At 59.4% G+C, this 20,277-nt stretch carries 22 protein-coding genes, 1 tRNA gene and 1 pseudogene; 3 read left to right on the top strand and 21 right to left on the bottom strand.

What is annotated here, in order from left to right; all coding sequences use genetic code 11:
• The 14 genes from HKK57_RS04425 to trmJ form a co-directional block, all read right to left on the bottom strand.
• Nucleotides 1–987, bottom strand: coding sequence for a RodZ domain-containing protein (locus HKK57_RS04425; RefSeq protein WP_169389825.1), 987 nt, complete (start codon nucleotides 985–987; stop codon nucleotides 1–3).
• Complete coding sequence (gene pilW / locus HKK57_RS04430) at nucleotides 987–1,745, bottom strand: type IV pilus biogenesis/stability protein PilW (protein ID WP_029298544.1); 759 nt, start codon at nucleotides 1,743–1,745, stop codon at nucleotides 987–989. The genes HKK57_RS04425 and pilW overlap by 1 nt, the downstream gene beginning before the upstream one ends.
• A 12-nt stretch (nucleotides 1,746–1,757) precedes the next feature.
• The gene (rlmN, locus tag HKK57_RS04435) at nucleotides 1,758–2,906 is read right to left on the bottom strand and encodes a 23S rRNA (adenine(2503)-C(2))-methyltransferase RlmN (protein ID WP_029298546.1); all 1,149 of its coding nucleotides are present in this window, start codon (nucleotides 2,904–2,906) and stop codon (nucleotides 1,758–1,760) included.
• Between the two features lie 28 nt (nucleotides 2,907–2,934).
• Nucleotides 2,935–3,360 (bottom strand): nucleoside-diphosphate kinase, encoded by a 426-nt coding sequence (ndk, locus tag HKK57_RS04440; RefSeq protein WP_017846179.1) that lies wholly within the window; start codon nucleotides 3,358–3,360, stop codon nucleotides 2,935–2,937.
• Between the two features lie 91 nt (nucleotides 3,361–3,451).
• Complete coding sequence (iscX, locus tag HKK57_RS04445) at nucleotides 3,452–3,652, bottom strand: Fe-S cluster assembly protein IscX (protein WP_029298549.1); 201 nt, start codon at nucleotides 3,650–3,652, stop codon at nucleotides 3,452–3,454.
• A gap of 14 nt (nucleotides 3,653–3,666) precedes the next feature.
• Nucleotides 3,667–4,008: an ISC system 2Fe-2S type ferredoxin gene (fdx, locus tag HKK57_RS04450; RefSeq protein WP_029298551.1), complete on the bottom strand. Its 342-nt coding sequence runs from the start codon at nucleotides 4,006–4,008 to the stop codon at nucleotides 3,667–3,669.
• Between the two features lie 3 nt (nucleotides 4,009–4,011).
• Nucleotides 4,012–5,874, bottom strand: a complete 1,863-nt coding sequence (hscA, locus tag HKK57_RS04455) for a Fe-S protein assembly chaperone HscA (protein WP_029298553.1) — start codon at nucleotides 5,872–5,874, stop codon at nucleotides 4,012–4,014.
• Between the two features lie 51 nt (nucleotides 5,875–5,925).
• Entirely contained in the window at nucleotides 5,926–6,447 is a 522-nt protein-coding gene (gene hscB, locus HKK57_RS04460) for a co-chaperone HscB (RefSeq protein WP_038446309.1), read from the bottom strand.
• An 8-nt stretch (nucleotides 6,448–6,455) separates the two neighbouring features.
• Nucleotides 6,456–6,779 (bottom strand): iron-sulfur cluster assembly protein IscA, encoded by a 324-nt coding sequence (gene iscA, locus HKK57_RS04465; RefSeq protein WP_010565230.1) that lies wholly within the window; start codon nucleotides 6,777–6,779, stop codon nucleotides 6,456–6,458.
• 28 nt (nucleotides 6,780–6,807) lie between these two features.
• A complete protein-coding gene (gene iscU / locus HKK57_RS04470) occupies nucleotides 6,808–7,194 on the bottom strand; it encodes a Fe-S cluster assembly scaffold IscU (RefSeq protein WP_003443374.1) in 387 nt (128 codons plus the stop codon).
• A gap of 99 nt (nucleotides 7,195–7,293) precedes the next feature.
• Nucleotides 7,294–8,508, bottom strand: a complete 1,215-nt coding sequence (locus HKK57_RS04475) for an IscS subfamily cysteine desulfurase (protein WP_169389826.1) — start codon at nucleotides 8,506–8,508, stop codon at nucleotides 7,294–7,296.
• 50 nt (nucleotides 8,509–8,558) lie between these two features.
• Complete coding sequence (iscR, locus tag HKK57_RS04480) at nucleotides 8,559–9,050, bottom strand: Fe-S cluster assembly transcriptional regulator IscR (protein ID WP_003210305.1); 492 nt, start codon at nucleotides 9,048–9,050, stop codon at nucleotides 8,559–8,561.
• A 305-nt stretch (nucleotides 9,051–9,355) separates the two neighbouring features.
• A complete protein-coding gene (gene cysE, locus HKK57_RS04485) occupies nucleotides 9,356–10,138 on the bottom strand; it encodes a serine O-acetyltransferase (RefSeq protein ID WP_029298570.1) in 783 nt (260 codons plus the stop codon).
• Between the two features lie 2 nt (nucleotides 10,139–10,140).
• Nucleotides 10,141–10,911 carry a tRNA (cytosine(32)/uridine(32)-2'-O)-methyltransferase TrmJ gene (trmJ, locus tag HKK57_RS04490; protein WP_070994736.1) on the bottom strand — a complete coding sequence of 257 codons (771 nt, stop codon included), beginning with the start codon at nucleotides 10,909–10,911 and terminating at the stop codon, nucleotides 10,141–10,143.
• A 145-nt stretch (nucleotides 10,912–11,056) separates the two neighbouring features.
• On the opposite strand from trmJ, the gene suhB reads away from it, so the two are divergent.
• Complete coding sequence (suhB, locus tag HKK57_RS04495) at nucleotides 11,057–11,872, top strand: type III secretion system regulator SuhB (RefSeq protein WP_003175971.1); 816 nt, start codon at nucleotides 11,057–11,059, stop codon at nucleotides 11,870–11,872.
• 204 nt (nucleotides 11,873–12,076) lie between these two features.
• Here suhB and HKK57_RS04500 read toward each other — a convergent pair whose 3' ends face one another.
• From HKK57_RS04500 to queA, 6 genes are all read right to left on the bottom strand, one after another.
• A complete protein-coding gene (locus tag HKK57_RS04500; RefSeq protein WP_029298576.1) occupies nucleotides 12,077–12,619 on the bottom strand; it encodes a glycine zipper 2TM domain-containing protein in 543 nt (180 codons plus the stop codon).
• Between the two features lie 123 nt (nucleotides 12,620–12,742).
• On the bottom strand, nucleotides 12,743–13,657 hold the full coding sequence (gene secF, locus HKK57_RS04505) for a protein translocase subunit SecF (RefSeq protein ID WP_029298578.1): 915 nt from the start codon (nucleotides 13,655–13,657) through the stop codon (nucleotides 12,743–12,745).
• A 9-nt stretch (nucleotides 13,658–13,666) separates the two neighbouring features.
• Nucleotides 13,667–15,535: a protein translocase subunit SecD gene (gene secD, locus HKK57_RS04510; RefSeq protein ID WP_029298580.1), complete on the bottom strand. Its 1,869-nt coding sequence runs from the start codon at nucleotides 15,533–15,535 to the stop codon at nucleotides 13,667–13,669.
• A gap of 62 nt (nucleotides 15,536–15,597) precedes the next feature.
• Nucleotides 15,598–15,936 carry a preprotein translocase subunit YajC gene (gene yajC, locus HKK57_RS04515; RefSeq protein ID WP_003175975.1) on the bottom strand — a complete coding sequence of 113 codons (339 nt, stop codon included), beginning with the start codon at nucleotides 15,934–15,936 and terminating at the stop codon, nucleotides 15,598–15,600.
• A 43-nt stretch (nucleotides 15,937–15,979) separates the two neighbouring features.
• Nucleotides 15,980–17,095: a tRNA guanosine(34) transglycosylase Tgt gene (gene tgt / locus HKK57_RS04520; RefSeq protein WP_032858353.1), complete on the bottom strand. Its 1,116-nt coding sequence runs from the start codon at nucleotides 17,093–17,095 to the stop codon at nucleotides 15,980–15,982.
• A gap of 5 nt (nucleotides 17,096–17,100) precedes the next feature.
• Nucleotides 17,101–18,150: a tRNA preQ1(34) S-adenosylmethionine ribosyltransferase-isomerase QueA gene (gene queA, locus HKK57_RS04525; protein ID WP_169389827.1), complete on the bottom strand. Its 1,050-nt coding sequence runs from the start codon at nucleotides 18,148–18,150 to the stop codon at nucleotides 17,101–17,103.
• 108 nt (nucleotides 18,151–18,258) lie between these two features.
• Between queA and HKK57_RS04530 the strand changes: the two genes are divergently transcribed.
• Nucleotides 18,259–18,343 (top strand) — tRNA-Leu (locus tag HKK57_RS04530).
• Nucleotides 18,344–18,579: 236 nt separating this feature from the next.
• Here HKK57_RS04530 and HKK57_RS04535 read toward each other — a convergent pair.
• Nucleotides 18,580–19,884, bottom strand: coding sequence for a CitMHS family transporter (locus HKK57_RS04535; RefSeq protein ID WP_169389828.1), 1,305 nt, complete (start codon nucleotides 19,882–19,884; stop codon nucleotides 18,580–18,582).
• Nucleotides 19,885–20,076: 192 nt separating this feature from the next.
• Between HKK57_RS04535 and HKK57_RS26875 the strand changes: the two are divergent.
• Nucleotides 20,077–20,217 (top strand): annotated as a pseudogene (locus HKK57_RS26875) (LysR family transcriptional regulator); the annotation flags it as partial.
• Nucleotides 20,218–20,277: the final 60 nt, after the last annotated feature.

A 20,277-nucleotide genomic window follows, 5' to 3' on the forward strand; every position in this document is an offset into this window, starting at 1 on the left:
CTATTGTCCCAACTTCAGGCGAGCGGTCTCGCCACTGGTGAACGGCGCCACGTCCACAGGCTGGCCGTTATAGGCCACTTGCGCGCCACGGGCAAAGCCCAGACGCAGCGTCAAAGGAGGCTTGCCGACCTGATCAAGCGTATCTCCCTTACGCTTCAAAGCACTGAACAGGACCTTGCCATTGCCATCGGTGACTTGTGTCCAGCAGTCAGCGACGTAGGTAATCTGGAGACGGCCATCGCCGGCCACACTGGCAGGCGCCTGGGCGACAGGGGCGGCTACCGTTGGCGCGACCGGGGTCGGGGCCGGAGCGGCGGGCGCCTGGACCGCAGTGACCGGAGCCGGGGTTGCCGGCACGGCTGGAGCCGGTGCAACGGCGGCCGGAGCCGATTCAGTGCCGGCATCGACGGGCGGTTGAGCCGCTTGCAGGTCAAGGTTGGTTCCAGCTGCGGCCTCGCCCTGGGCCACAGCCTGGTCTTCCGGCTCGTCCAGGGGGTGGATCTGGGTGGTGCCGTCGGCGCTTTCGACTTCGACATGCTCCAGGGCGTTGCTGACCAGGTCCTTGCTGCGCAGCGAGGTCTGATCCTGCCACCAGATAAAGCCACCACCGATCACTGCAATCAGCAGCAACAGGCTGACAATTCGCAAAATAGTGTGGGAAACGCGCACCGGCTCTTCAATACGACCGAGACCGTGCACGTTGCTGCCCTGGGAGTCGGTACCGGTGAACTGGTCGAATTGCTGGACCAGGATGGCCTGGTCGGTGCCCAGCAGCTTGGCGTAGGCACGGATATAACCGCGGGCGAAGGTATGCCCGGGCAGTTTGTCGAACGCGCCGTTTTCCAGGTTGCCCAGGGAAGTGGTGGTCAAATTGAGCTTGAGGGCCACTTCTTCCAGTGACCAACCATTGATTTCGCGGGCCTGACGCAAGGTCTCGCCTGGGTTAACGCGATTAGCGGCTACAACTTCCGGGTGCGCGGCTTTCATCATTGCTCCGACAGGTATTGCTGATATTCCGGCGTACCGGGATAGAGTCGTTCTAGTTGCTGGCCAAAACGTGCGGCCTTGTCGCGTTCTTCATGAACCGTGGCCAGGCGCACACCGAGCAATAGACTACGTGCATTTTGCCCACTGAGCAGGCTAAAACGCTCGTAATAGTCACGTGCCGGCACATAATGCCTGTCTTCAAACGACAACTGGGCCATTTCAAGCAAGGCCCGTGGCTGGCGTTGGTTCAGGTGCAGGGCTTTTTCCAGTTGCTGGCGGGCGTTTTCCCGCTGGCCAAGGCGCACAGACGTCACCCCAAGGTTCTCGAAAACCCGCGAACGTTCAGGATATAGGGTATCAGTGGCGGCCTGCTGGAAATAACCGGATGCTTGTTCATAACGTTCCTGCTGGAACAGGAAGCTGCCGTAGTTATTGAGCAGGCGCGGATCATGGGGGCGAACCGCCAGAGCCTTCTGGTAATACTGGTCGGCCAGCTCGGGCTCGGCCTGGGCCTGGAATACCAGGGCCAGCGCCGCATTGGCGTCGGCATCCTGGTTGTCGAGGGCCAGGGCCTTTTGCAGCGGCACCTTGGCCTGCTCGCTCAACCCCTGGCGCAGGTAACCCAGCCCCAACTGCACATAGGCAGCACGCGCTTCGTCACGGCCCTTGCCGGTTTGCAACGGGCTGTCAGAGCCCGATGAAACACAGCCAACCGAGAGGCTGGCAACAAGCAAAAGCAGCGCAAGGCGCAAGGGCATAGAGATCCTCTCTCAGATTCGATTCACAGCAATTTGCGGCAAATCGTCGGCGGCGTTCAGTTCACGCACGGCGATATAACGCTCGCTGCGACGGGTGCGGTCCAGCACCTGTCCGACCAATTGGCCACAGGCGGCGTCGATGTCTTCACCACGGGTGGTGCGCACAGTCACGTTGTAGCCTGCCTGGTGCAGTTGATCCTGGAAACGGCGGATGGCGTTGTTGCTCGGCCGCTCGTAGCCAGAATGGGGAAACGGGTTGAACGGGATCAGGTTGATCTTGCACGGGGTGTTCTTGAGCAACTCGATCATCTCGACCGCGTGTTCGACCTTGTCGTTGATGTCCTTGAGCATGGTGTACTCAATGGTCAGCACGCGCTTCTCACCCAAGGTCGCCATATAACGCTGGCAAGACTCGAGCAGCATCTTAAGCGGATACTTCTTGTTGATCGGCACCAATTGGTTACGCAATGCGTCATTGGGTGCGTGCAGCGACAACGCCAGGGAGACGTCGATGTGCTTGGCCAGCTCATCGATCATCGGGACCACGCCGGAGGTCGACAGGGTCACACGGCGCTTGGAGATGCCGTAGCCCAGGTCGTCCATCATCAAATGCATGGCCGCAATCACGTTGTCGAAGTTCAGCAGCGGCTCACCCATGCCCATCATCACCACGTTGGTGATGGCACGGTCGACGGTTGCCGGGACGCTGCCAAAGGATTTGTTGGCAATCCACACCTGGCCGATGACTTCGGCGGCAGTGAGGTTGCTATTGAAGCCTTGCTTGCCGGTGGAGCAGAAACTGCAGTCCAGGGCACAGCCTGCCTGGGACGAAACGCACAAAGTGCCGCGCTTGCCCTGGGGAATGTAGACGGTCTCGACGCAACTGCCGGACGCCACGCGCACCACCCACTTACGGGTGCCGTCGCTGGAGATGTCCTCGCTGACAACCTCGGGACCACGAACCTCGGCAATAGCCTTGAGCTTGTCGCGCAGGGCCTTGCTGACGTTCGTCATGGCGTCGAAATCGTCGACGCCAAAGTGGTGAATCCACTTCATTACCTGACCGGCACGGAAACGCTTCTCCCCGATTGAGTCGAAGAATTTTTCCATTTCCTGTTGAGTCAGCCCCAGCAGGTTGGTTTTTACAGTCGATGTAGTCATGGATTCACCTTCACTCTTAAGCCAATGCTTAGCGAGTGGTTACTTCAGTAGCTGCGAAGAAGTACGAAATTTCGCGAGCAGCAGCGGCTTCGGAGTCCGAACCGTGTACAGCGTTGGCGTCGATGGAGTCAGCGAAGTCAGCACGGATGGTGCCGGCAGCAGCTTCTTTAGGGTTGGTAGCGCCCATCAGCTCACGGTTCAGAGCGATAGCGTTTTCGCCTTCCAGAACCTGTACAACAACAGGACCGGAGATCATGAAGGCAACCAGGTCGCCGAAGAAACCACGAGCGCTGTGCTCAGCGTAGAAGCCTTCAGCTTCAGCCTTGGACAGTTGCTTGAGTTTCGAAGCTACAACCTTCAGGCCGGCTTTTTCGAAACGAGTGGTGATCTCGCCGATGACGTTTTTTGCAACAGCGTCAGGCTTGATGATGGAGAAAGTACGTTGAACAGCCATGGTGTAACTCCAGAAACGGTAATTTGCGAAAAATTAAACCCGCGAATTATACGCGGGTTCTTGGGTATTGCCTAACTGCGTGAGGGAGGCTTCAGTCCTGTTCTTCTTTCCAGGCAGTCTGGATAGCTTCAAGAACCTTTTCACCGCCGCGATCCCGCTCGTCGTCGAACCCTGGCAAGGCCATGACCATGTCACGCAAAGCTACAAAGTTCACCGAATAGGGATCCATATCCGGATGGCCATCGGCCAGCAGAATAGCGATCTCTTGCACATCAACCCATTTAAGACTCATGACACTTCCTTGAATCAGTGCGGCGCTTCGGCCGCATGGTTGAGCGAATACTTCGGAATTTCGACGGTGAGGTCTTCAGTCCCCACCTTTGCCTGACAGCTCAGGCGCGAAGTCGGTTCCAGGCCCCATGCCCTATCAAGATAGTCCTCTTCCAGCTCATCGGCCTCTTCGAGGCTATTGAAACCTTCGCGGATAATGCAGTGACAGGTGGTGCAGGCATTGACGCCACCACAGGCACTCTCAATCTCGATGTGGTTGTCATGGGCGACTTCGAGAAGGGACTTGCCGGTCTCAGCCTCCACGACCATACCGTCCGGGCAATGCTCGGCGTGTGGCAGAAAAATGACCTGCGGCATCAGTTATTCCTCAATTTCATTCAGGTTGCGTCCCGCCAGGGCGGCTTTCACCGTCTGGTTCATACGACGGGCGGCAAAGGCATCGGTTACTTGTGAAAGGCGCTTGGTCTGTTGTTCGATGGCATAACCATCGGTGCCTTTCATCAATTCGGCCAGTTCCTGCATCTGCAGATCGATGACCAGGCGTTCTTCAGCATCCAGAAGGCGCTCGCCGTCGGCCTCAAGGGCGCCCTGCACAGCCTCGAGAAGGCGCTGGGCATCGACTTGCTGTTCACGCAGTACACGGGCGACCTTGTCATCACCGGCATACTGGAACGAATCCTTGAGCATCTTGGCGATTTCGCCGTCGGTCAGGCCGTAGGACGGCTTGACCTGGATACTGGCTTCAACGCCCGAGCCCAACTCACGCGCGGCCACACTGAGCAGGCCATCGGCGTCGACCTGGAAGGTCACGCGAATCTTCGCTGCACCCGCGACCATCGCCGGGATGCCGCGCAATTCAAAGCGCGCCAGGGAGCGGCAGTCGCTGATCAGCTCACGCTCGCCTTGCAGCACATGAATCATCATGGCCGTCTGGCCATCTTTATACGTGGTGAAGTCCTGGGCGCGGGCGACGGGAATGGTGGTGTTGCGTGGAATCACCTTCTCCATCAAGCCACCCATGGTTTCCAGGCCCAGGGACAACGGAATTACGTCGAGCAGAAGCAGTTCGCCACCCTCTCGCTTGTTGCCAGCCAGGGTATCGGCCTGGATCGCAGCACCAATGGCCACCACTTGATCCGGATCGATTTCGGTCAGCGGCTGACGACCAAAGGCTTCGGCCACGGCTTCGCGAACCCGTGGCACACGGGTCGAACCGCCAACCATGACCACTGCGCCAACTTCTTCCAGCTCGATACCGGAGTCACGCACGGCGCGACGGCAGGCTTTCAGACTACGGGCAACCATCGGCTCGATCAGCGCATCGAAGGCTTCACGGGTCAGTTGAGCCGACCATGAGCCGTAGGAAACCTCAACAGATGCAGCGTCAGTCAGGGCTTCTTTGGCCGCGCAGGCCGTTTGCAGCAGATTGCGCTGGGCGCCTGGATCGAGGTCGGCGGACAGGCCCGCGCTGGTGATGATCCAACCGGCGATGGCGTGGTCGAAGTCGTCACCCCCCAGAGCACTGTCGCCACCGGTAGCCAGGACTTCGAAAACACCGCCAGTCAGGCGCAGGATGGAAATATCAAAAGTACCGCCACCCAGGTCGTAAATCGCGACCAGGCCTTCGGCATGCTGGTCCAGGCCATAGGCCACGGCAGCAGCGGTTGGCTCGTTGAGCAGGCGCAAGACATTGAGGCCGGCCAGTTTCGCCGCATCCTTGGTGGCTTGGCGCTGGGCATCATCGAAATATGCCGGAACGGTGATCACCGCCCCTACCAGCTCGCCGCCCAAGGTGGTTTCTGCGCGCTGGCGCAGGACCTTGAGGATATCGGCCGACACTTCCACCGGGCTTTTCGGGCCTTGGATGGTGTCGATAAACGGCATATGGGATTCACCGCCGACAAAGCGGTACGGCAGTTGATCGCCCAATTGCTTGACGTCGGACAACCCACGACCCATCAAGCGCTTGACCGACAACACCGTGTTCAACGGATCGGTAGAGGCCGCGAGCCTGGCCGACTCGCCCACTTCGGTGCGGTCAGCGTGATAGCGCACGGCGGACGGCAGGATCACCTGGCCATCAGCATCGGGCAGCGGCTCGGAGAGACCGCTGCGCAGTGCGGCGACCAGTGAATTGGTAGTACCCAAGTCGATGCCAACCGCCAGGCGACGCTGGTGCGGTTGAGGACTTTGGCCGGGTTCGGCGATCTGCAGTAGAGCCATGGTAATCAGGTCTTATCTGTCTATCAGGCGTGCAATCTGTGCAGCACTGGGTTAATCGTCGAGGCGCTCTTCTAACTGGCGCACTTCGTAAGTGAGCTTGTCGAGGAACTGCATACGCCGCATCAGGCGTTCGGCCTGTTCACGCTGCGCTGCATCATCCCAACAAGCTGCGAAGCTTTCGTTGAGCTCATCCTGGGCCACTTTCAGACGGCGCTTGAAGACCGCGACGCCAGCCAGATCGGCCTCGTCCTGCAAGTCTTCGAGCTCCTCGCGCCATTGCATCTGCTGCATCAGGAAATCAGGGTCATGGACCGTAACTTCCAGCGGCAACTCGCGACCGCCCATGGCGAGCAGGTAACGCGCGCGCTTGGGAGGGCTTTTGAGCGTCTGATAGGCTTCGTTGAGGCTGGCTGACTGCTCCAGCGCCAGGCGTTGCTCACGCTCGGAAGCGTCGGCAAAGCGGTCCGGATGCACCCCACGCGCCAATTCACGGTAGCGCGTGGCAAGCTGTTCGAGGTCCAGGCGAAAACTCGGCTGCAACTCGAATAAAGCGAAATGACAAGGAGTACCCACAAATAGCCTCAGATGTTGAAGCTTTCGCCGCAGCCACATTCACCGCGCACGTTGGGGTTGTTGAACTTGAAGCCTTCGTTCAACCCTTCCTTGACGAAATCGAGCTCGGTGCCGTCCAGGTAGGTCAGGCTTTTAGGGTCGATGATCACTTTCTCGCCGTGACTTTCGAACACCTGGTCTTCCGCAACCACCTCGTCGACGAACTCCAGCACATAGGCAAGGCCGGAACAGCCCGTGGTGCGCACACCCAGACGAATCCCCTCACCTTTACCGCGCCCATCCAGGGAGCGTCGCACGTGCCGCGCAGCCGCTTCTGTCATGCTGATAGCCATCGTTGACTCCTTACTCGTCGCCAAATGCTTAGATCAAGCCTTTCTTCTGCTTGTAGTCGCGAACGGCCGCCTTGATGGCGTCTTCGGCGAGTACCGAGCAGTGAATTTTCACTGGCGGCAGGGCCAGTTCTTCGGCCAGCTGAGTGTTCTTGATGGTCTCTGCTTCATCCAGAGTCTTGCCTTTCATCCACTCAGTCGCCAGGGAGCTGGAGGCGATGGCCGAACCGCAGCCATAGGTCTTGAACTTGGCATCTTCGATGATGCCCTGCTCGTTGACCTTGATCTGCAGGCGCATGACGTCGCCGCACGCCGGAGCGCCGACCATGCCGGTGCCGACATCAGGATCTTCCGCGTCCATCTTGCCGACGTTGCGCGGGTTTTCGTAGTGGTCGATGACCTTTTCGCTGTAAGCCATGGTACTCAATCCTCACTCATCAGGGCCGCTCTGGAACCCTGTAGAAACGCCTGCGTTTTCCGCCACGTTCCTACAGAGCTTGGGTGGCGGCTTCTATATTTAGTGTGCCGCCCACTCGATCTTGGAAATATCGACACCGTCTTTGAACATGTCCCACAGCGGCGACAGAGTGCGCAGCTTGGTGACCGCTTCGCAGACTTTCTGCGCCGCGTAGTCAACTTCTTCTTCGGTGGTGAAACGGCCGAACGTAAAGCGGATGGAACTGTGCGCCAACTCGTCGTTGCGGCCCAGGGCGCGCAGGACATAGGACGGCTCAAGGGAGGCCGAGGTGCAGGCCGAACCAGACGAAACCGCCAGGTCCTTGAGCGCCATGATCAGCGACTCGCCTTCAACGTAGTTGAAGCTCAAATTCAGGTTGTGCGGTACGCGGGCGGTCATGCTGCCGTTGATGTACAGCTCTTCAAGGTTCTCGACCTGCTTGTAGAAGCGATCGCTGAGGGCCTTGATGCGCACGTTTTCGGCAGCCATGTCTTCCTTGGCTACGCGGAAGGCTTCGCCCATGCCCACGATCTGGTGGGTCGCCAGGGTGCCCGAACGCATGCCGCGCTCGTGACCGCCGCCGTGCATGGTGGCTTCGATGCGCACACGTGGCTTGCGGCTCACGTACAGCGCGCCAATGCCTTTGGGGCCGTAGGTCTTGTGGGCCGAGAACGACATCAGGTCGACTTTCAGCTTGGACAGGTCGATGTCGACCTTGCCGGTGGACTGGGCAGCATCGACATGCAGCAACACGCCCTTGGAGCGGGTCAGCTCGCCAATGGCGGCGATGTCGTTGATGGTGCCGATTTCGTTGTTTACGTGGATCACGGAAACCAGAATGGTGTCATCACGCATCGCGGCTTCGATCATCGCCGGGGTGACGATACCGTCAGTGGTCGGCTCAAGGTAGGTAACCTCGAAACCTTCACGCTCCAGTTGGCGCATGGTGTCGAGGACGGCCTTGTGCTCGATCTTGGTGGTGATCAGGTGCTTGCCCTTGGTCGCATAGAAATGCGCGGCGCCCTTGATTGCCAGGTTGTCGGACTCGGTGGCACCGGAAGTCCAGACGATTTCACGCGGGTCGGCATTGACCAGGTCTGCGACCTGGCGACGAGCGTTCTCCACCGCTTCCTCGGCCTTCCAGCCAAAAACGTGGGAGCGAGAGGCCGGGTTGCCGAAGTTTCCGTCAACCAGCAGGCACTCGCTCATCTTTTGCGCGACACGCGGATCAACCGGGGTGGTCGCTGAGTAATCAAGGTAAATCGGCAATTTCATGGACTTTCTCCTAAATCAGGCTGGCTGGCGTGCCGTTAGCTCTGCGGCTGTCACTCGACGGCGGACGCTTCAATCTTGTCCAGGCGCGGCGCCTTGGTGTTGCATCGGCGCTGGTCCTGACGCTGGGCTACTTCCTGCACCTCACGGCGAGTCACAAGATCAGCCAAGCTGATACCACTCAAAAACTCATGGATCTGCAGGCTCAGGTCACACCACAAGTGGTGCGTCAGGCAGGTGTCGCCGGCATGGCAATCACCCAGGCCCTGGCACTTGGTGGCATCGACGGATTCATTCACCGCGTCGATCACCTGGGCAACCTGGATGCCCTGCATGTCGCGGGACAACTGATAACCGCCGCCCGGGCCGCGCACACTGGAAACCAGGTTACTGCGGCGCAACTTGGCGAACAGTTGCTCAAGGTAAGACAGGGAAATGCCTTGGCGCTCGGAGATATCGGCCAGGGACACCGGCCCGTTTTGCGCGTGCAGGGCCAGGTCAAGCATGGCGGTCACCGCGTAACGGCCTTTTGTAGTCAGTCTCATGGACAAGTACCAAGGTGTTTCAGAATGGGAGCAAGTATGCGATTCCCGAGTATTTAAGTCAACTATAAGACCTAGTACTTTAGTCAGGAATACCCGTAAAAAGGGCGCGCGGATTGTAGCAGGACGGGGTGGGATCGAACAGCGGCAGCGGACAACCTGCATTGCCAGGCACGCGGCAGATCAATTGTGGGAGCTGGCTTGTTCGCGCAAGCGGTGGGGCAGCCATTCTTTTAGGCGACTGAGACACCGCTTTCGCGGGCAAGCCAGCTTCCACAAGGGGGAGGGCTTGCGATGATCGCGAGGACTCAGCCGGCCTTGGTGGCGGCTTCGTCCTTTATTTCGGCGAAGTCTTCTTCGCGCAACTCAGGCAGATCCTTCGCACAGTAGGGACTGCCCAGATCCTTCAGCGCGCCGCACATGCCGTCCAACTTGCCGTCTACCGCCTGCAGATGGTCGAGCAACTGGCCAATGGCGCGCGCCACCGGGTCCGGCATGTCTTCGCTGACGCCGTAGGCATCGAAGCCGATTTTCTCGGCCATGGCCTTGCGTTTGGCCTCCTGCTCATCGCCGACTTCCGGTTTGACGATAATCCGCCCGGGAATCCCTACCACGGTGGCGCCTGGCGGCACCGCCTTGGTGACTACGGCATTGGAGCCGACCTTGGCCCCAGCACCGACGGTAAACGGCCCCAGGACCTTGGCCCCCGCCCCGACCACCACGCCATTTTCAAGGGTCGGGTGACGCTTGCCCTTGTTCCAGGTGGTGCCGCCCAGAGTCACGCCCTGGTACAGGGTCACATCGTCACCAATCTCGGCGGTTTCACCAATAACGATGCCCATGCCATGGTCGATAAAGAAGCGACGACCCACCTTGGCCCCCGGATGAATCTCGATCCCGGTCAGCCAGCGACCGAAGTTCGACACCAGCCGCGCCAGCCACTTCCAGCCCATACCCCACAAGGCACCGGACAAACGGTGAATCCAGATCGCATGCATCCCGGGATAGCAGGTCAGCACTTCAAAGGCGTTGCGCGCCGCCGGGTCACGGTGGAAAACACTCTGGATATCTTCTCGCAAACGCTCGAACATTTTTAATCCTTCCGCTTAAGAAGCTCGCCACGGGCCGCTTTCTGGGTTTCCGTGAGGATGCCACGCAATATATTCATTTCTGCCCGGCTGACCGAGCTGCGTCCGTAAAGCCTGCGCAGGCGCGCCATCAAGTGCCGTGGTTTTTCCGGATCGAGGAATTCGATGGCCACCAGGGTTTGCTCCAGGTGCTCATAGAACCGCTCCAGCTCATCCATGGTGGCCAACTCGCCACTTTTGGTGGATGCAACCTCGTCCTTCTCCATCTTGCTCGGCTGGCCTTGTGCCGCCAACCAGGCCATTCGCACTTCATAACTCAACACTTGCACGGCGGCCCCGAGGTTCAGCGAGCTGAATTCAGGGTCCGATGGGATGTGCACGTGAAAATGACATCGCTGCAGCTCGTCATTGGTCAGGCCGGAGTCTTCACGACCAAATACCAAGGCGATTTCGGCGCCGCCGGCCGCCTCTTCGACCACTTTGGCCCCGCATTCGCGAGGATCGAGCAGCGGCCAGGGAATGCGGCGGTCGCGGGCGCTGGTGCCGAGCACCAGATTACAACCGACCAGAGCATCTTCCAGGCTGGCGACGACCTGGGCTTTTTCCAGGATGTCATTGGCGCCGGAGGCGCGAGCGTCGGCCTCATGGTGTGGGAACACACGTGGCTCCACCAGCACCAGGCGCGTCAGCCCCATGTTCTTCATAGCCCGCGCCACCCCGCCGATATTGCCGGGGTGACTGGTATTGACGAGGACGACACGAATGTTTTGCAGCAAGGGAGGCGCTCTCGGACACGGGAAAGGGGAGCAAATCTTACAGAACAGCCTAAGGTTATGCCATGAAAGCGAACGTCGTCCTTCACCTGAAGAAAGTTTCTGCTAGAATGCTCGGCTTTCTTTAACAACCTTAGGTGACACATCCATGCAGCCCATGCTGAATATCGCGCTGCGCGCCGCCCGCAGCGCCAGTGAATTGATCTTCCGCTCCATCGAGCGCCTGGATACCATCAAGGTCGACGAAAAAGACGCCAAGGATTATGTATCCGAGGTGGATCGCGCCGCCGAACAGAAAATCATCGACGCCCTGCGCAAGGCCTACCCTACCCACGGCATCCTCGGCGAAGAAACCGGCCTGCACAAAGGCAGCGGCGAAGGCGAAGACTACCTGTGGATCATCGACCCACTGGATGGCACCACCAACTTCCTGCGCGGCATCCCGCACTTTGCCGTGAGCATTGCCTGCAAATACCGTGGCCGTCTGGAACACGCCGTCGTACTCGACCCGGTTCGCCAGGAAGAATTCACCGCCAGCCGTGGCCGTGGCGCCCAGCTGAACGGCCGCCGCCTGCGCGTCAGCGGTCGCACCAGCCTGGACGGCGCCCTGCTGGGCACCGGCTTCCCGTTCCGTGATGACCAGATGGACAACCTGGAAAACTACCTGGGCATGTTCCGCGCCCTGGTTGGCCAGACCGCCGGCATCCGCCGCGCCGGTGCAGCCAGCCTGGACCTGGCCTATGTGGCCGCTGGTCGTTTTGATGCGTTCTGGGAGTCGGGCCTGTCCGAGTGGGACATGGCTGCAGGCGCCCTGCTGATTCAAGAAGCCGGCGGCCTGGTGAGCGACTTCACCGGCGGCCACGATTTCCTGGAGAAGGGTCACGTGGTTGCAGGCAACACCAAATGCTTCAAGGCAGTACTGACGGCGATCCAGCCGCACCTGCCGGCTTCGCTGAAGCGTTAAGCGAGCGAGCACAAAAAAGCACCCCGAGGGGTGCTTTTTTTATGCCTGGGATTTGGCCGGAACCAGCTCCTACCAATTTGGGCAATGCCCAATGTGGGAGCTGGCTTGCCTGCGATAGCGCTCTGCCAGCTAGCTTACCGGTACAGACCCACCGCTTTCGCGAGCAAGCCCGCTCCCACATTTTGAACTTCGCCAGACTTGGTATTACTGCTGATTCTGGCCGAGGATCAGGCGACCCTCTTTATCCACAGGGATCTGGCTACCTGGATCACGCTCCATACGCACCGATCCTTCCTTGCCATCCAGGTTGTAACGCACGTCATACCCGACAACCTTGTCACTGATGTCGTTGACGGTGTTACAGCGCGTCTGGGTAGTGGTGTAGGTATCACGGTTCTGCATGCCTTCCTGAACCTTGTTACCGGCATAACCACCACCCACTGCGCCGGCTACGGTGGCAATCTTCTTGCCAGTACCGCCGCCGATCTGGTTACCCAGCAGGCCGCCGGCCAGGGCGCCAACCACGGTACCGGCGATTTGATGCTGATCCTGCACCGGACGTTGCCGGGTCACGGTGACGTCCTTGCAGACTTCACGAGGGGTTTTGATCTGGGTCTTGACCGGCTGCACCGCCAGCACTTGCGCATACTCAGGGCCGCTTTTTACCAGGCTGTAGGTGGCAACAGCACCCCCGGCAGTCACACCGACAGCACCCAATACCGCACCAACCAGTAACGACTTGTTCACGTGAACCTCCTGACCATCACAAGCGGACTGAAACGTCCGCGCTATACCCAGCCTTGGAGCAAAAAAAAAGGCGCGAGTTCAATACTCACGCCTTCTTTGTAACAGCAGATCAACAAACACCCATCAAGGGCGGTCGTCGACCTCCTTGTCTGTCGCAACAGGAGGAATCAAGTCCTCGCTGTTGAGGTTCAGCCAGATCAGCACCACGTTGGCGATGTAGATCGACGAGTAGGTGCCCGCCAGTACGCCGATAAACAGCGCCAGGGAGAAGCCCCACAGGTTGTCGCCACCGAAGATCATCAATGCGGCAATCGCCAGCAAGGTGGAGATCGACGTCGCCATGGTGCGCAACAGGGTCTGGGTGGTGGAGATGTTGATGTTCTCGATCAACGTCGCCTTGCGCAGTACCCGGAAGTTCTCGCGAACCCGGTCGAATACCACGATGGTGTCGTTGAGGGAGTAACCAATGATCGCCAGCACCGCCGCCAATACTGTCAGGTCGAAGGTGATCTGGAAGTACGCCAGGATACCCACGGTCACGATCACGTCGTGGATCAGCGAGACAATGGCACCAACCCCGAACTTCCACTGAAAGCGAAAGGCCAGGTAGATCATGATGCCGGCCAGCGCCATCAGCATGCCGAGGCCGCCTTGGTCGCGCAGTTCTTCACCCACCTGCGGGCCGACGAACTCGACGCGCTTGACCGACGCCGGGTTGTCGCCGCCGACCTTGAGCAAGGCCTCGGCCACCTGGTGCCCCAGTTGCGGGTCTTCGCCAGGCATACGCACCAGCAGGTCGGTGGTCGCGCCAAAGCTCTGCACGATGGCCTCGTGATAACCGGCCTCGTTCAGTTGGGTACGCACCTTGGTTACGTCGGCCGGCTTCTCGTAGGTCAGCTCGATGAGCGTACCGCCGGTGAAGTCCAGACCGTAGTTCAGGCCCTTATGGAACCAGCTGAACAACGCCAGGACGGTAAGGAGCACAGTGACGCCGAACGCAACGTTGCGAACGCCCATGAAGTTGATTGTACGTAACATGGCAGCCCCTTAAATCCACAACTTCTTGAAGTCACGCCCGCCAAAGATCAGGTTGACCATTGCGCGGGTCACCATGATGGCCGTGAACATCGAGGTAAAGATACCGAGGGACATGGTCACCGCAAAGCCCTTGACCGGACCGGTGCCCATGGCAAAGAGAATCCCGCCAACCAGCAACGTGGTCAGGTTGGAGTCGAGAATTGCCGTGAATGCCCGGCCGAAACCTTCGTTGATTGCCCGTTGCACGCTCATGCCCGCCGCGATCTCTTCACGAATCCGCGAGAAGATCAGCACGTTGGCGTCCACCGCCATACCCATGGTGAGTACGATACCGGCGATACCCGGCAGGGTCAGTGTAGCCCCCAGCAGCGACATCAAGGCCAGCAGCATGACCATGTTGCCCGCCAGCGCGACGGTGGCGATGACGCCAAAGAAGCGATAGATGGCGATGATGAACAGGGACACGAACAACATGCCCCACAGCGACGCATCGACACCCTTGGTGATGTTGTCGGCACCCAGGCTTGGACCAATGGTGCGCTCTTCAGCGAAGTACATCGGCGCAGCCAGGCCACCAGCACGCAGCAGCAGGGCCAACTCGGAAGATTCGCCTTGGCCGTTCAGGCCAGTGATGCGGAATTGAGCACCCAGTGGCGACTGGATGGTCGCCAGGCTGATGATCTTCTTCTCTTCCTTGAAGGTCTGCACCGCGACGTCTTTTTCGACGCCATTGACCATTTGCTTGACGTAAGTGGTTACCGGACGCTGCTCGATGAAGATCACCGCCATGCTGCGACCGACGTTGCTGCGGGTTGCGCGGCTCATCAGTTCGCCACCATGACCATCCAGGCGGATGTTCACTTCAGGCGTGCCATGCTCACCGAAACCGGCCTTGGCGTCTGTCACCTGGTCGCCCGTGATGATCAGGCTACGCTCGATCTGCGCTGGAGGACGGTTGCCTTCACGGAACTCGAAAGTCTCGGAGGTGGCCTTGGAAGCACCCGGCTCGGCGGCCAGGCGGAATTCAAGGTTGGCAGTCTTGCCCAGGATCCGCTTGGCTTCAGCAGTGTCCTGCACACCCGGCAGCTCGACCACGATGCGGTTGGCACCCTGGCGCTGAACCAGCGGCTCGGCCACACCCAGCTCGTTGACGCGGTTACGGACCGTGGTCAAGTTCTGCTTGATGGAGTATTCACGGATTTCCGCCAGCTTGGCCGGGGTCATCGCCAGACGCAGCACCGGCTGACCATTGAGGTCGGCGGGCACAATGTCGAAATCGTTGAAGCTCTTGCGAATCAGGGCGCGCGCCTGTTCACGGATCGCCTCGTCAGCAAAGCCCAGCTGGATGGCACCGTTGAGCTGCGGCAGGCTGCGATAACGCAGGCGCTCTTTGCGCAGCAGGCTCTTCACATCGCCTTCGTAGACTTTCATGCGTGCGTCGAGGGCTTTGTCCATGTCCACTTCCAACAGGAAGTGCACACCACCGGACAAGTCCAGGCCCAGTTTCATCGGGTGTGCGCCGATGCTCCGCAGCCATTTTGGCGTGGTCTGTGCCAGGTTAAGCGCGACTACGTAGTCATCACCCATCACCTTGCGCACGACATCCTTGGCCGGCAATTGGTCTTCCTGCTTGGTCAGGCGCAACAAGCCGCCCTTCGCATCAGCTGCCAACGTTGCCGCCTTGACCTGGATTCCCGCGTCAGTGAGCGCTTTGCTCGCGCGGTCCAGATCAGCCTGATTGACCTGCAGCGAAGTGCTGGCGCCAGTGATCTGGATCGCAGGGTCATCAGGATAGAGATTGGGAGCGGAATAAATAAAACCGATCGCCAGCACCGCCAGGATCAGTACGTATTTCCACAGAGGGTATTTGTTCAGCATCACGCCGCCCGCTTATGACGCGGGGCGCCTTGCGCGCCCCGTCGATTGGTAAAAGTTGTTACTCAGATCGCTTTGAGCGTGCCTTTAGGCAGCGTGGCGGCGATGGCGCCTTTCTGGAACTTCATTTCAACGGTGTCGGAGACTTCCAGGACTACGAAAGCGTCGGAAACCTTGGTGATCTTGCCAGCGATACCGCCGGTGGTCACAACTTCGTCACCTTTTTGCAAGCTGCCCAGCAGGTTTTTCTGCTCTTTGGCGCGCTTGGCCTGTGGACGCCAGATCATCAGGTAGAAGATGACCAGGAAGCCGACCAGGAAAATCCACTCGAAACCACCGCCCATAGGACCGGCAGCGGCCGGTGCAGCGGCGTCAGCCATAGCGTTAGAGATAAAAAAGCTCATTTAGCACTCCAGTTGCAAATAGTGAATCTTAGGGTCGGGAAACTCAGTCCAAGGGCGGCACGGGAAGCCCGCGCTTGGCATAGAAGGCATCGACAAAGGCGGCCAATGTACCCTGTTGAATAGCCTCGCGCAAACCAGCCATCAGGACTTGGTAGTGACGCAAATTGTGGATGGTATTCAACATGCTACCCAGCATTTCCCCGCATTTGTCCAGATGGTGCAGATAAGCACGGGAGAAGTTCTGGCAGGTGTAGCAATCACAGGTGGGATCCAGCGGCGAATCATCATGGCGATGGAACGCGTTACGGATCTTCAGCACGCCTGTATCAATGAACAGATGCCCATTGCGGGCATTACGGGTTGGCATCACGCAATCGAACATGTCCACACCGCGGCGCACACCCTCTACGAGATCTTCTGGTTTGCCAACGCCCATAAGGTAACGAGGTTTGTCAGAAGGCATCAGGCCTGGGAGGTAGTCCAGCACCTTGATCATCTCGTGCTTGGGCTCGCCCACCGACAGGCCACCAATGGCCAGGCCATCGAAACCGATTTTGTCCAGGCCTTCGAGCGAGCGCTTGCGCAGGCTTTCGTGCATGCCGCCCTGGACGATGCCGAACAGCGCAGCAGTGTTGTCGCCGTGGGCATTCTTCGAACGCTGGGCCCAACGCAACGACAGCTCCATGGAGATGCGCGCCACGTCTTCATCGGCCGGGTACGGCGTGCACTCGTCAAAAATCATCACGATGTCGGAGCCCAGGTCGCGCTGGACCTGCATCGACTCTTCCGGGCCCATGAACACCTTGGAACCATCCACCGGCGAGGCGAAGGTCACGCCCTCCTCCTTGATCTTGCGCATGGCGCCCAGGCTGAACACCTGGAAGCCACCGGAGTCGGTGAGGATCGGGCCTTGCCACTTCATGAAATCGTGCAGGTCGCCATGCTTCTTGATCACTTCCGTGCCCGGGCGCAGCCACAGGTGGAAGGTGTTGCCGAGGATGATCTCGGCGCCGGTGGCAACGATGTCACGCGGCAGCATGCCCTTGACGGTGCCGTAGGTGCCGACCGGCATGAACGCCGGGGTCTCCACGGTGCCACGGGGGAAGGTCAGGCGACCGCGACGGGCCTTGCCGTCGGTGGCCAACAATTCAAACGACATACGACTCATAGTTGTTCCTCTGGGCCGCGCGGCGCCGGATTACGGGTGATAAACATCGCATCACCGTAGCTGAAAAAACGGTACCCGTTATCGATGGCGGCCTGGTAGGCGGCCATGGTCTCGGGGTAACCGGCAAATGCCGAGACCAGCATCAATAGCGTGGATTCGGGCAAATGGAAGTTGGTGACCAGGCAATCGACCGCATGGAATGGCCGGCCGGGGTAGATAAAGATATCGGTGTCGCCACTGAACGGCTTGAGCACGCCATCGCGCGCCGCACTCTCCAGGGAACGCACGCTGGTGGTGCCCACTGCGACCACTCGCCCACCGCGCGCCTTGCACGCGTCGACCGCGTCCACGACGTCCTGGCTGACTTCCAGCCATTCGCTGTGCATATGGTGATCTTCGATGTTATCCACACGCACCGGCTGAAACGTCCCGGCCCCCACGTGCAGGGTCACATAGGCAGTCTCGACGCCCTTGGCGGCAATCGCATCCAGCAGCGGCTGGTCGAAATGCAACCCGGCAGTCGGCGCAGCGACCGCGCCCAGGCGCTGGGAGTACACCGTCTGATAGCGCTCGCGGTCCGAATCTTCGTCGGGGCGGTCTATATAAGGAGGCAACGGCATATGGCCGACACGCTCCAGCAGCGGCAACACTTCCTCGGCAAACTTGAGTTCGAACAACGCGTCATGGCGCGCCACCATCTGGGCTTCGCCACCGCCATCAATCAGGATGCTCGACCCTGGTTTGGGCGACTTGCTGGAGCGCACATGGGCCAGCACACGATGGCTGTCCAGTACCCGCTCCACCAGAATTTCCAGCTTGCCGCCGGAAGCTTTCTGGCCAAACAGCCGCGCCGGAATCACCCGGGTATTGTTGAAGACCATCAAGTCGCCTGGGCGCAAATGCTCAAGCAAATCAGTGAATTGACGGTGTGCAAGGGCACCGCTGACCCCGTCCAGGGTCAACAGTCGACTGGCGCGACGCTCGGCCAAAGGGTGGCGAGCAATCAGCGAATCCGGGAGTTCAAAAGTAAAGTCAGCAACGCGCATGATGGGGTTCGTCTAGCAGGGCCGGGAAGTCTAGCGGAAATAGTGAAAATAGACCATGAAACGTGATTGACCAACGGTAATCACCTCTCTATACTTCGCCGCCATTGAGCCCTGATGGCGGAATTGGTAGACGCGGCGGATTCAAAATCCGTTTTCGAAAGGAGTGGGAGTTCGAGTCTCCCTCGGGGCACCATATAGCAGTATCTGAAAGTCTCTACCAGACTCTCAGCAACAGAGAAACCGGCCACTTGAGCCGGTTTTTTTGTGTCTGGCTATCTACCTCTGTATCCCCTTATCCAGCGTATCAAGCTGGAGACGCTCACTTGGCTCGAAGGATGGGAGATCACAATCGAGGAATCGGTTGCAATCAACTCGTGGTAATACTCGCTTGCGACAATGCGGATGGGCGCTCGGCGCGCCCGATCCGGATCAGACGAAGAAGGATAAGGCGCCGGTGACCAAGGCCAGCGCAGTGATGACTAGCGATGTCAGCACTGCGCATTTGAGGGCGGCCTTCTGGAAGTCGCCGATATCGCGATCGACCATGCCCACCAGAAGCAGGGTCGAGGCCACCAACGGACTCATCAGGTGCACCGGTTGCCCCAGCACCGAGGCGCGGGCGATTTCAATCGGGTCGATGCCATAGGCGGCAGCCGCGTTGGCGAGGATCGGCAATACCCCAAAGTAATAGGCATCGTTGGACAGCACGAAGGTCAATGGCATGCTGGTCAACGCGACCACCAGCGGGAACCAGTGGCCCCACGCTTCGGGGATCCAGTCGACCAAGGTCTGCGCCAAAGCGTCGACCATCTTGGTGCCGGAGAAGATCCCAGCAAAGATCCCAGCGGCAAATACCAGCAGTACCACGGTCATGGCGTTGCCCGCATGGGCGAGGATGCGCTCCTTCTGCAACTCCAGCTGCGGATAGTTAATCATCAGTGCCGCGACGAAACCGATCATGAACAACAAGGCGGAGTGCATGACGCCCAGCACCAAAGCCGTCATGACGGCGATCACCAGCATCAGGTTGATGTAGGCCAGCCTTGGGCGCTTGTGCGGATTGTCGCCGAGGATTTCCTTGATGTAGCAATTGCCGCCACCAGACTCCAGGGCAATGTTGCCGATGCGTCGGCGCTCGACGCGGCCCAGCAGGTAGGCGGTGAATACCACCCAGGCGGCGCCCCCGATCACAGTTGGCAGCATTGGAATGAAGTACTCGGTCGCATCCAGCCCCAGCGCGGCGATGGCGCGTGTTGCTGGGCCTCCCCAGGGACTCATACCGCTCATGATGCTCAGTGACAGCATGGCCAACGTGGCAAGGATCATCGGGTTCATGCCAATGCGCTTATACAGCGGTAGCATGGCAGCGCAGGTAATCATGTAGGTCGTGGTGCCGTCGCCATCGAGCGCTACCAGCAGCGACAACAGCGCGGTGCCGATGGCAATCTTGATCGGGTCACCATTGACGCGCTTGAGGATCTTGCGAATCAGCGGATCGAACAACCCGGCATCGATCATCAGGCCGAAGAATAAAATGGCGAACAGTAGCAGCGCCGCCGAAGGCGCTACCATCTTCAGGCCATCGAGCATCATCTTGCCCAGCTCGGGGGCGAAGCCACCGATCAGCGCGAAAACAATAGGTACCAGAGTAAGCGCAACGATTGGAGACAGGCGTTTACTCATGATTAGGTAGGTGAAGGTCACCACCATGATCAGGCCCAGAAGTGCGAGCATGGTCTTTTCTCTTGTTTTTATTGTATGTGCGGTCGCCTACAGACAGACGACCCCCTAGGCCACTCGACACCGCTGGGATGTGGTGGGGTTCTTAAGTCAACAATGGGAAATGGAAGCGGTTTTCAGCCGTCTCGCCTCACTGCAAATGGTCGAGGCCGGGCTGGGTGTGTAGGCCATGCTCAGCGCCGCCCCCCGATCCTGGTCAGCGTGCCGCTGATCGCCCCCCAGGTGACCCACCCCCCTCCGGGGCCGGTCTATCGCCGCGAGGCATCGCTGTCGCCAGCGGCAGAGACGTTCGTGTCGATCCTGCCGGATAAATGGCCCTACCGGTAAGCGACGAACTTTACCTTTCGCTCGGCGCAACACAGAGGAGAAACCGAGCGTTTCCATGGT

The organism is Pseudomonas sp. ADAK21 (assembly GCF_012935735.1).
Lineage (GTDB): Bacteria > Pseudomonadota > Gammaproteobacteria > Pseudomonadales > Pseudomonadaceae > Aquipseudomonas > Aquipseudomonas proteolytica.

Excerpts from the sequence above, each read along its gene's own strand:
- HKK57_RS04425 (WP_169389825.1), bottom strand. The coding sequence starts at position 987 with ATGAAAGCCGCGCACCCGGAAGTTGTAGCCGCTAATCGCGTTAACCCA.
- pilW (WP_029298544.1), bottom strand. The coding sequence starts at position 1,745 with ATGCCCTTGCGCCTTGCGCTGCTTTTGCTTGTTGCCAGCCTCTCGGTT.
- rlmN (WP_029298546.1), bottom strand. The coding sequence starts at position 2,906 with ATGACTACATCGACTGTAAAAACCAACCTGCTGGGGCTGACTCAACAG.
- ndk (WP_017846179.1), bottom strand. The coding sequence starts at position 3,360 with ATGGCTGTTCAACGTACTTTCTCCATCATCAAGCCTGACGCTGTTGCA.
- iscX (WP_029298549.1), bottom strand. The coding sequence starts at position 3,652 with ATGAGTCTTAAATGGGTTGATGTGCAAGAGATCGCTATTCTGCTGGCC.
- fdx (WP_029298551.1), bottom strand. The coding sequence starts at position 4,008 with ATGCCGCAGGTCATTTTTCTGCCACACGCCGAGCATTGCCCGGACGGT.
- hscA (WP_029298553.1), bottom strand. The coding sequence starts at position 5,874 with ATGGCTCTACTGCAGATCGCCGAACCCGGCCAAAGTCCTCAACCGCAC.
- iscA (WP_010565230.1), bottom strand. The coding sequence starts at position 6,779 with ATGGCTATCAGCATGACAGAAGCGGCTGCGCGGCACGTGCGACGCTCC.
- iscU (WP_003443374.1), bottom strand. The coding sequence starts at position 7,194 with ATGGCTTACAGCGAAAAGGTCATCGACCACTACGAAAACCCGCGCAAC.
- HKK57_RS04475 (WP_169389826.1), bottom strand. The coding sequence starts at position 8,508 with ATGAAATTGCCGATTTACCTTGATTACTCAGCGACCACCCCGGTTGAT.
- iscR (WP_003210305.1), bottom strand. The coding sequence starts at position 9,050 with ATGAGACTGACTACAAAAGGCCGTTACGCGGTGACCGCCATGCTTGAC.
- cysE (WP_029298570.1), bottom strand. The coding sequence starts at position 10,138 with ATGTTCGAGCGTTTGCGAGAAGATATCCAGAGTGTTTTCCACCGTGAC.
- suhB (WP_003175971.1), top strand. The coding sequence starts at position 11,057 with ATGCAGCCCATGCTGAATATCGCGCTGCGCGCCGCCCGCAGCGCCAGT.
- secF (WP_029298578.1), bottom strand. The coding sequence starts at position 13,657 with ATGTTACGTACAATCAACTTCATGGGCGTTCGCAACGTTGCGTTCGGC.
- secD (WP_029298580.1), bottom strand. The coding sequence starts at position 15,535 with ATGCTGAACAAATACCCTCTGTGGAAATACGTACTGATCCTGGCGGTG.
- yajC (WP_003175975.1), bottom strand. The coding sequence starts at position 15,936 with ATGAGCTTTTTTATCTCTAACGCTATGGCTGACGCCGCTGCACCGGCC.
- tgt (WP_032858353.1), bottom strand. The coding sequence starts at position 17,095 with ATGTCGTTTGAATTGTTGGCCACCGACGGCAAGGCCCGTCGCGGTCGC.
- queA (WP_169389827.1), bottom strand. The coding sequence starts at position 18,150 with ATGCGCGTTGCTGACTTTACTTTTGAACTCCCGGATTCGCTGATTGCT.
- HKK57_RS04535 (WP_169389828.1), bottom strand. The coding sequence starts at position 19,884 with ATGCTCGCACTTCTGGGCCTGATCATGGTGGTGACCTTCACCTACCTA.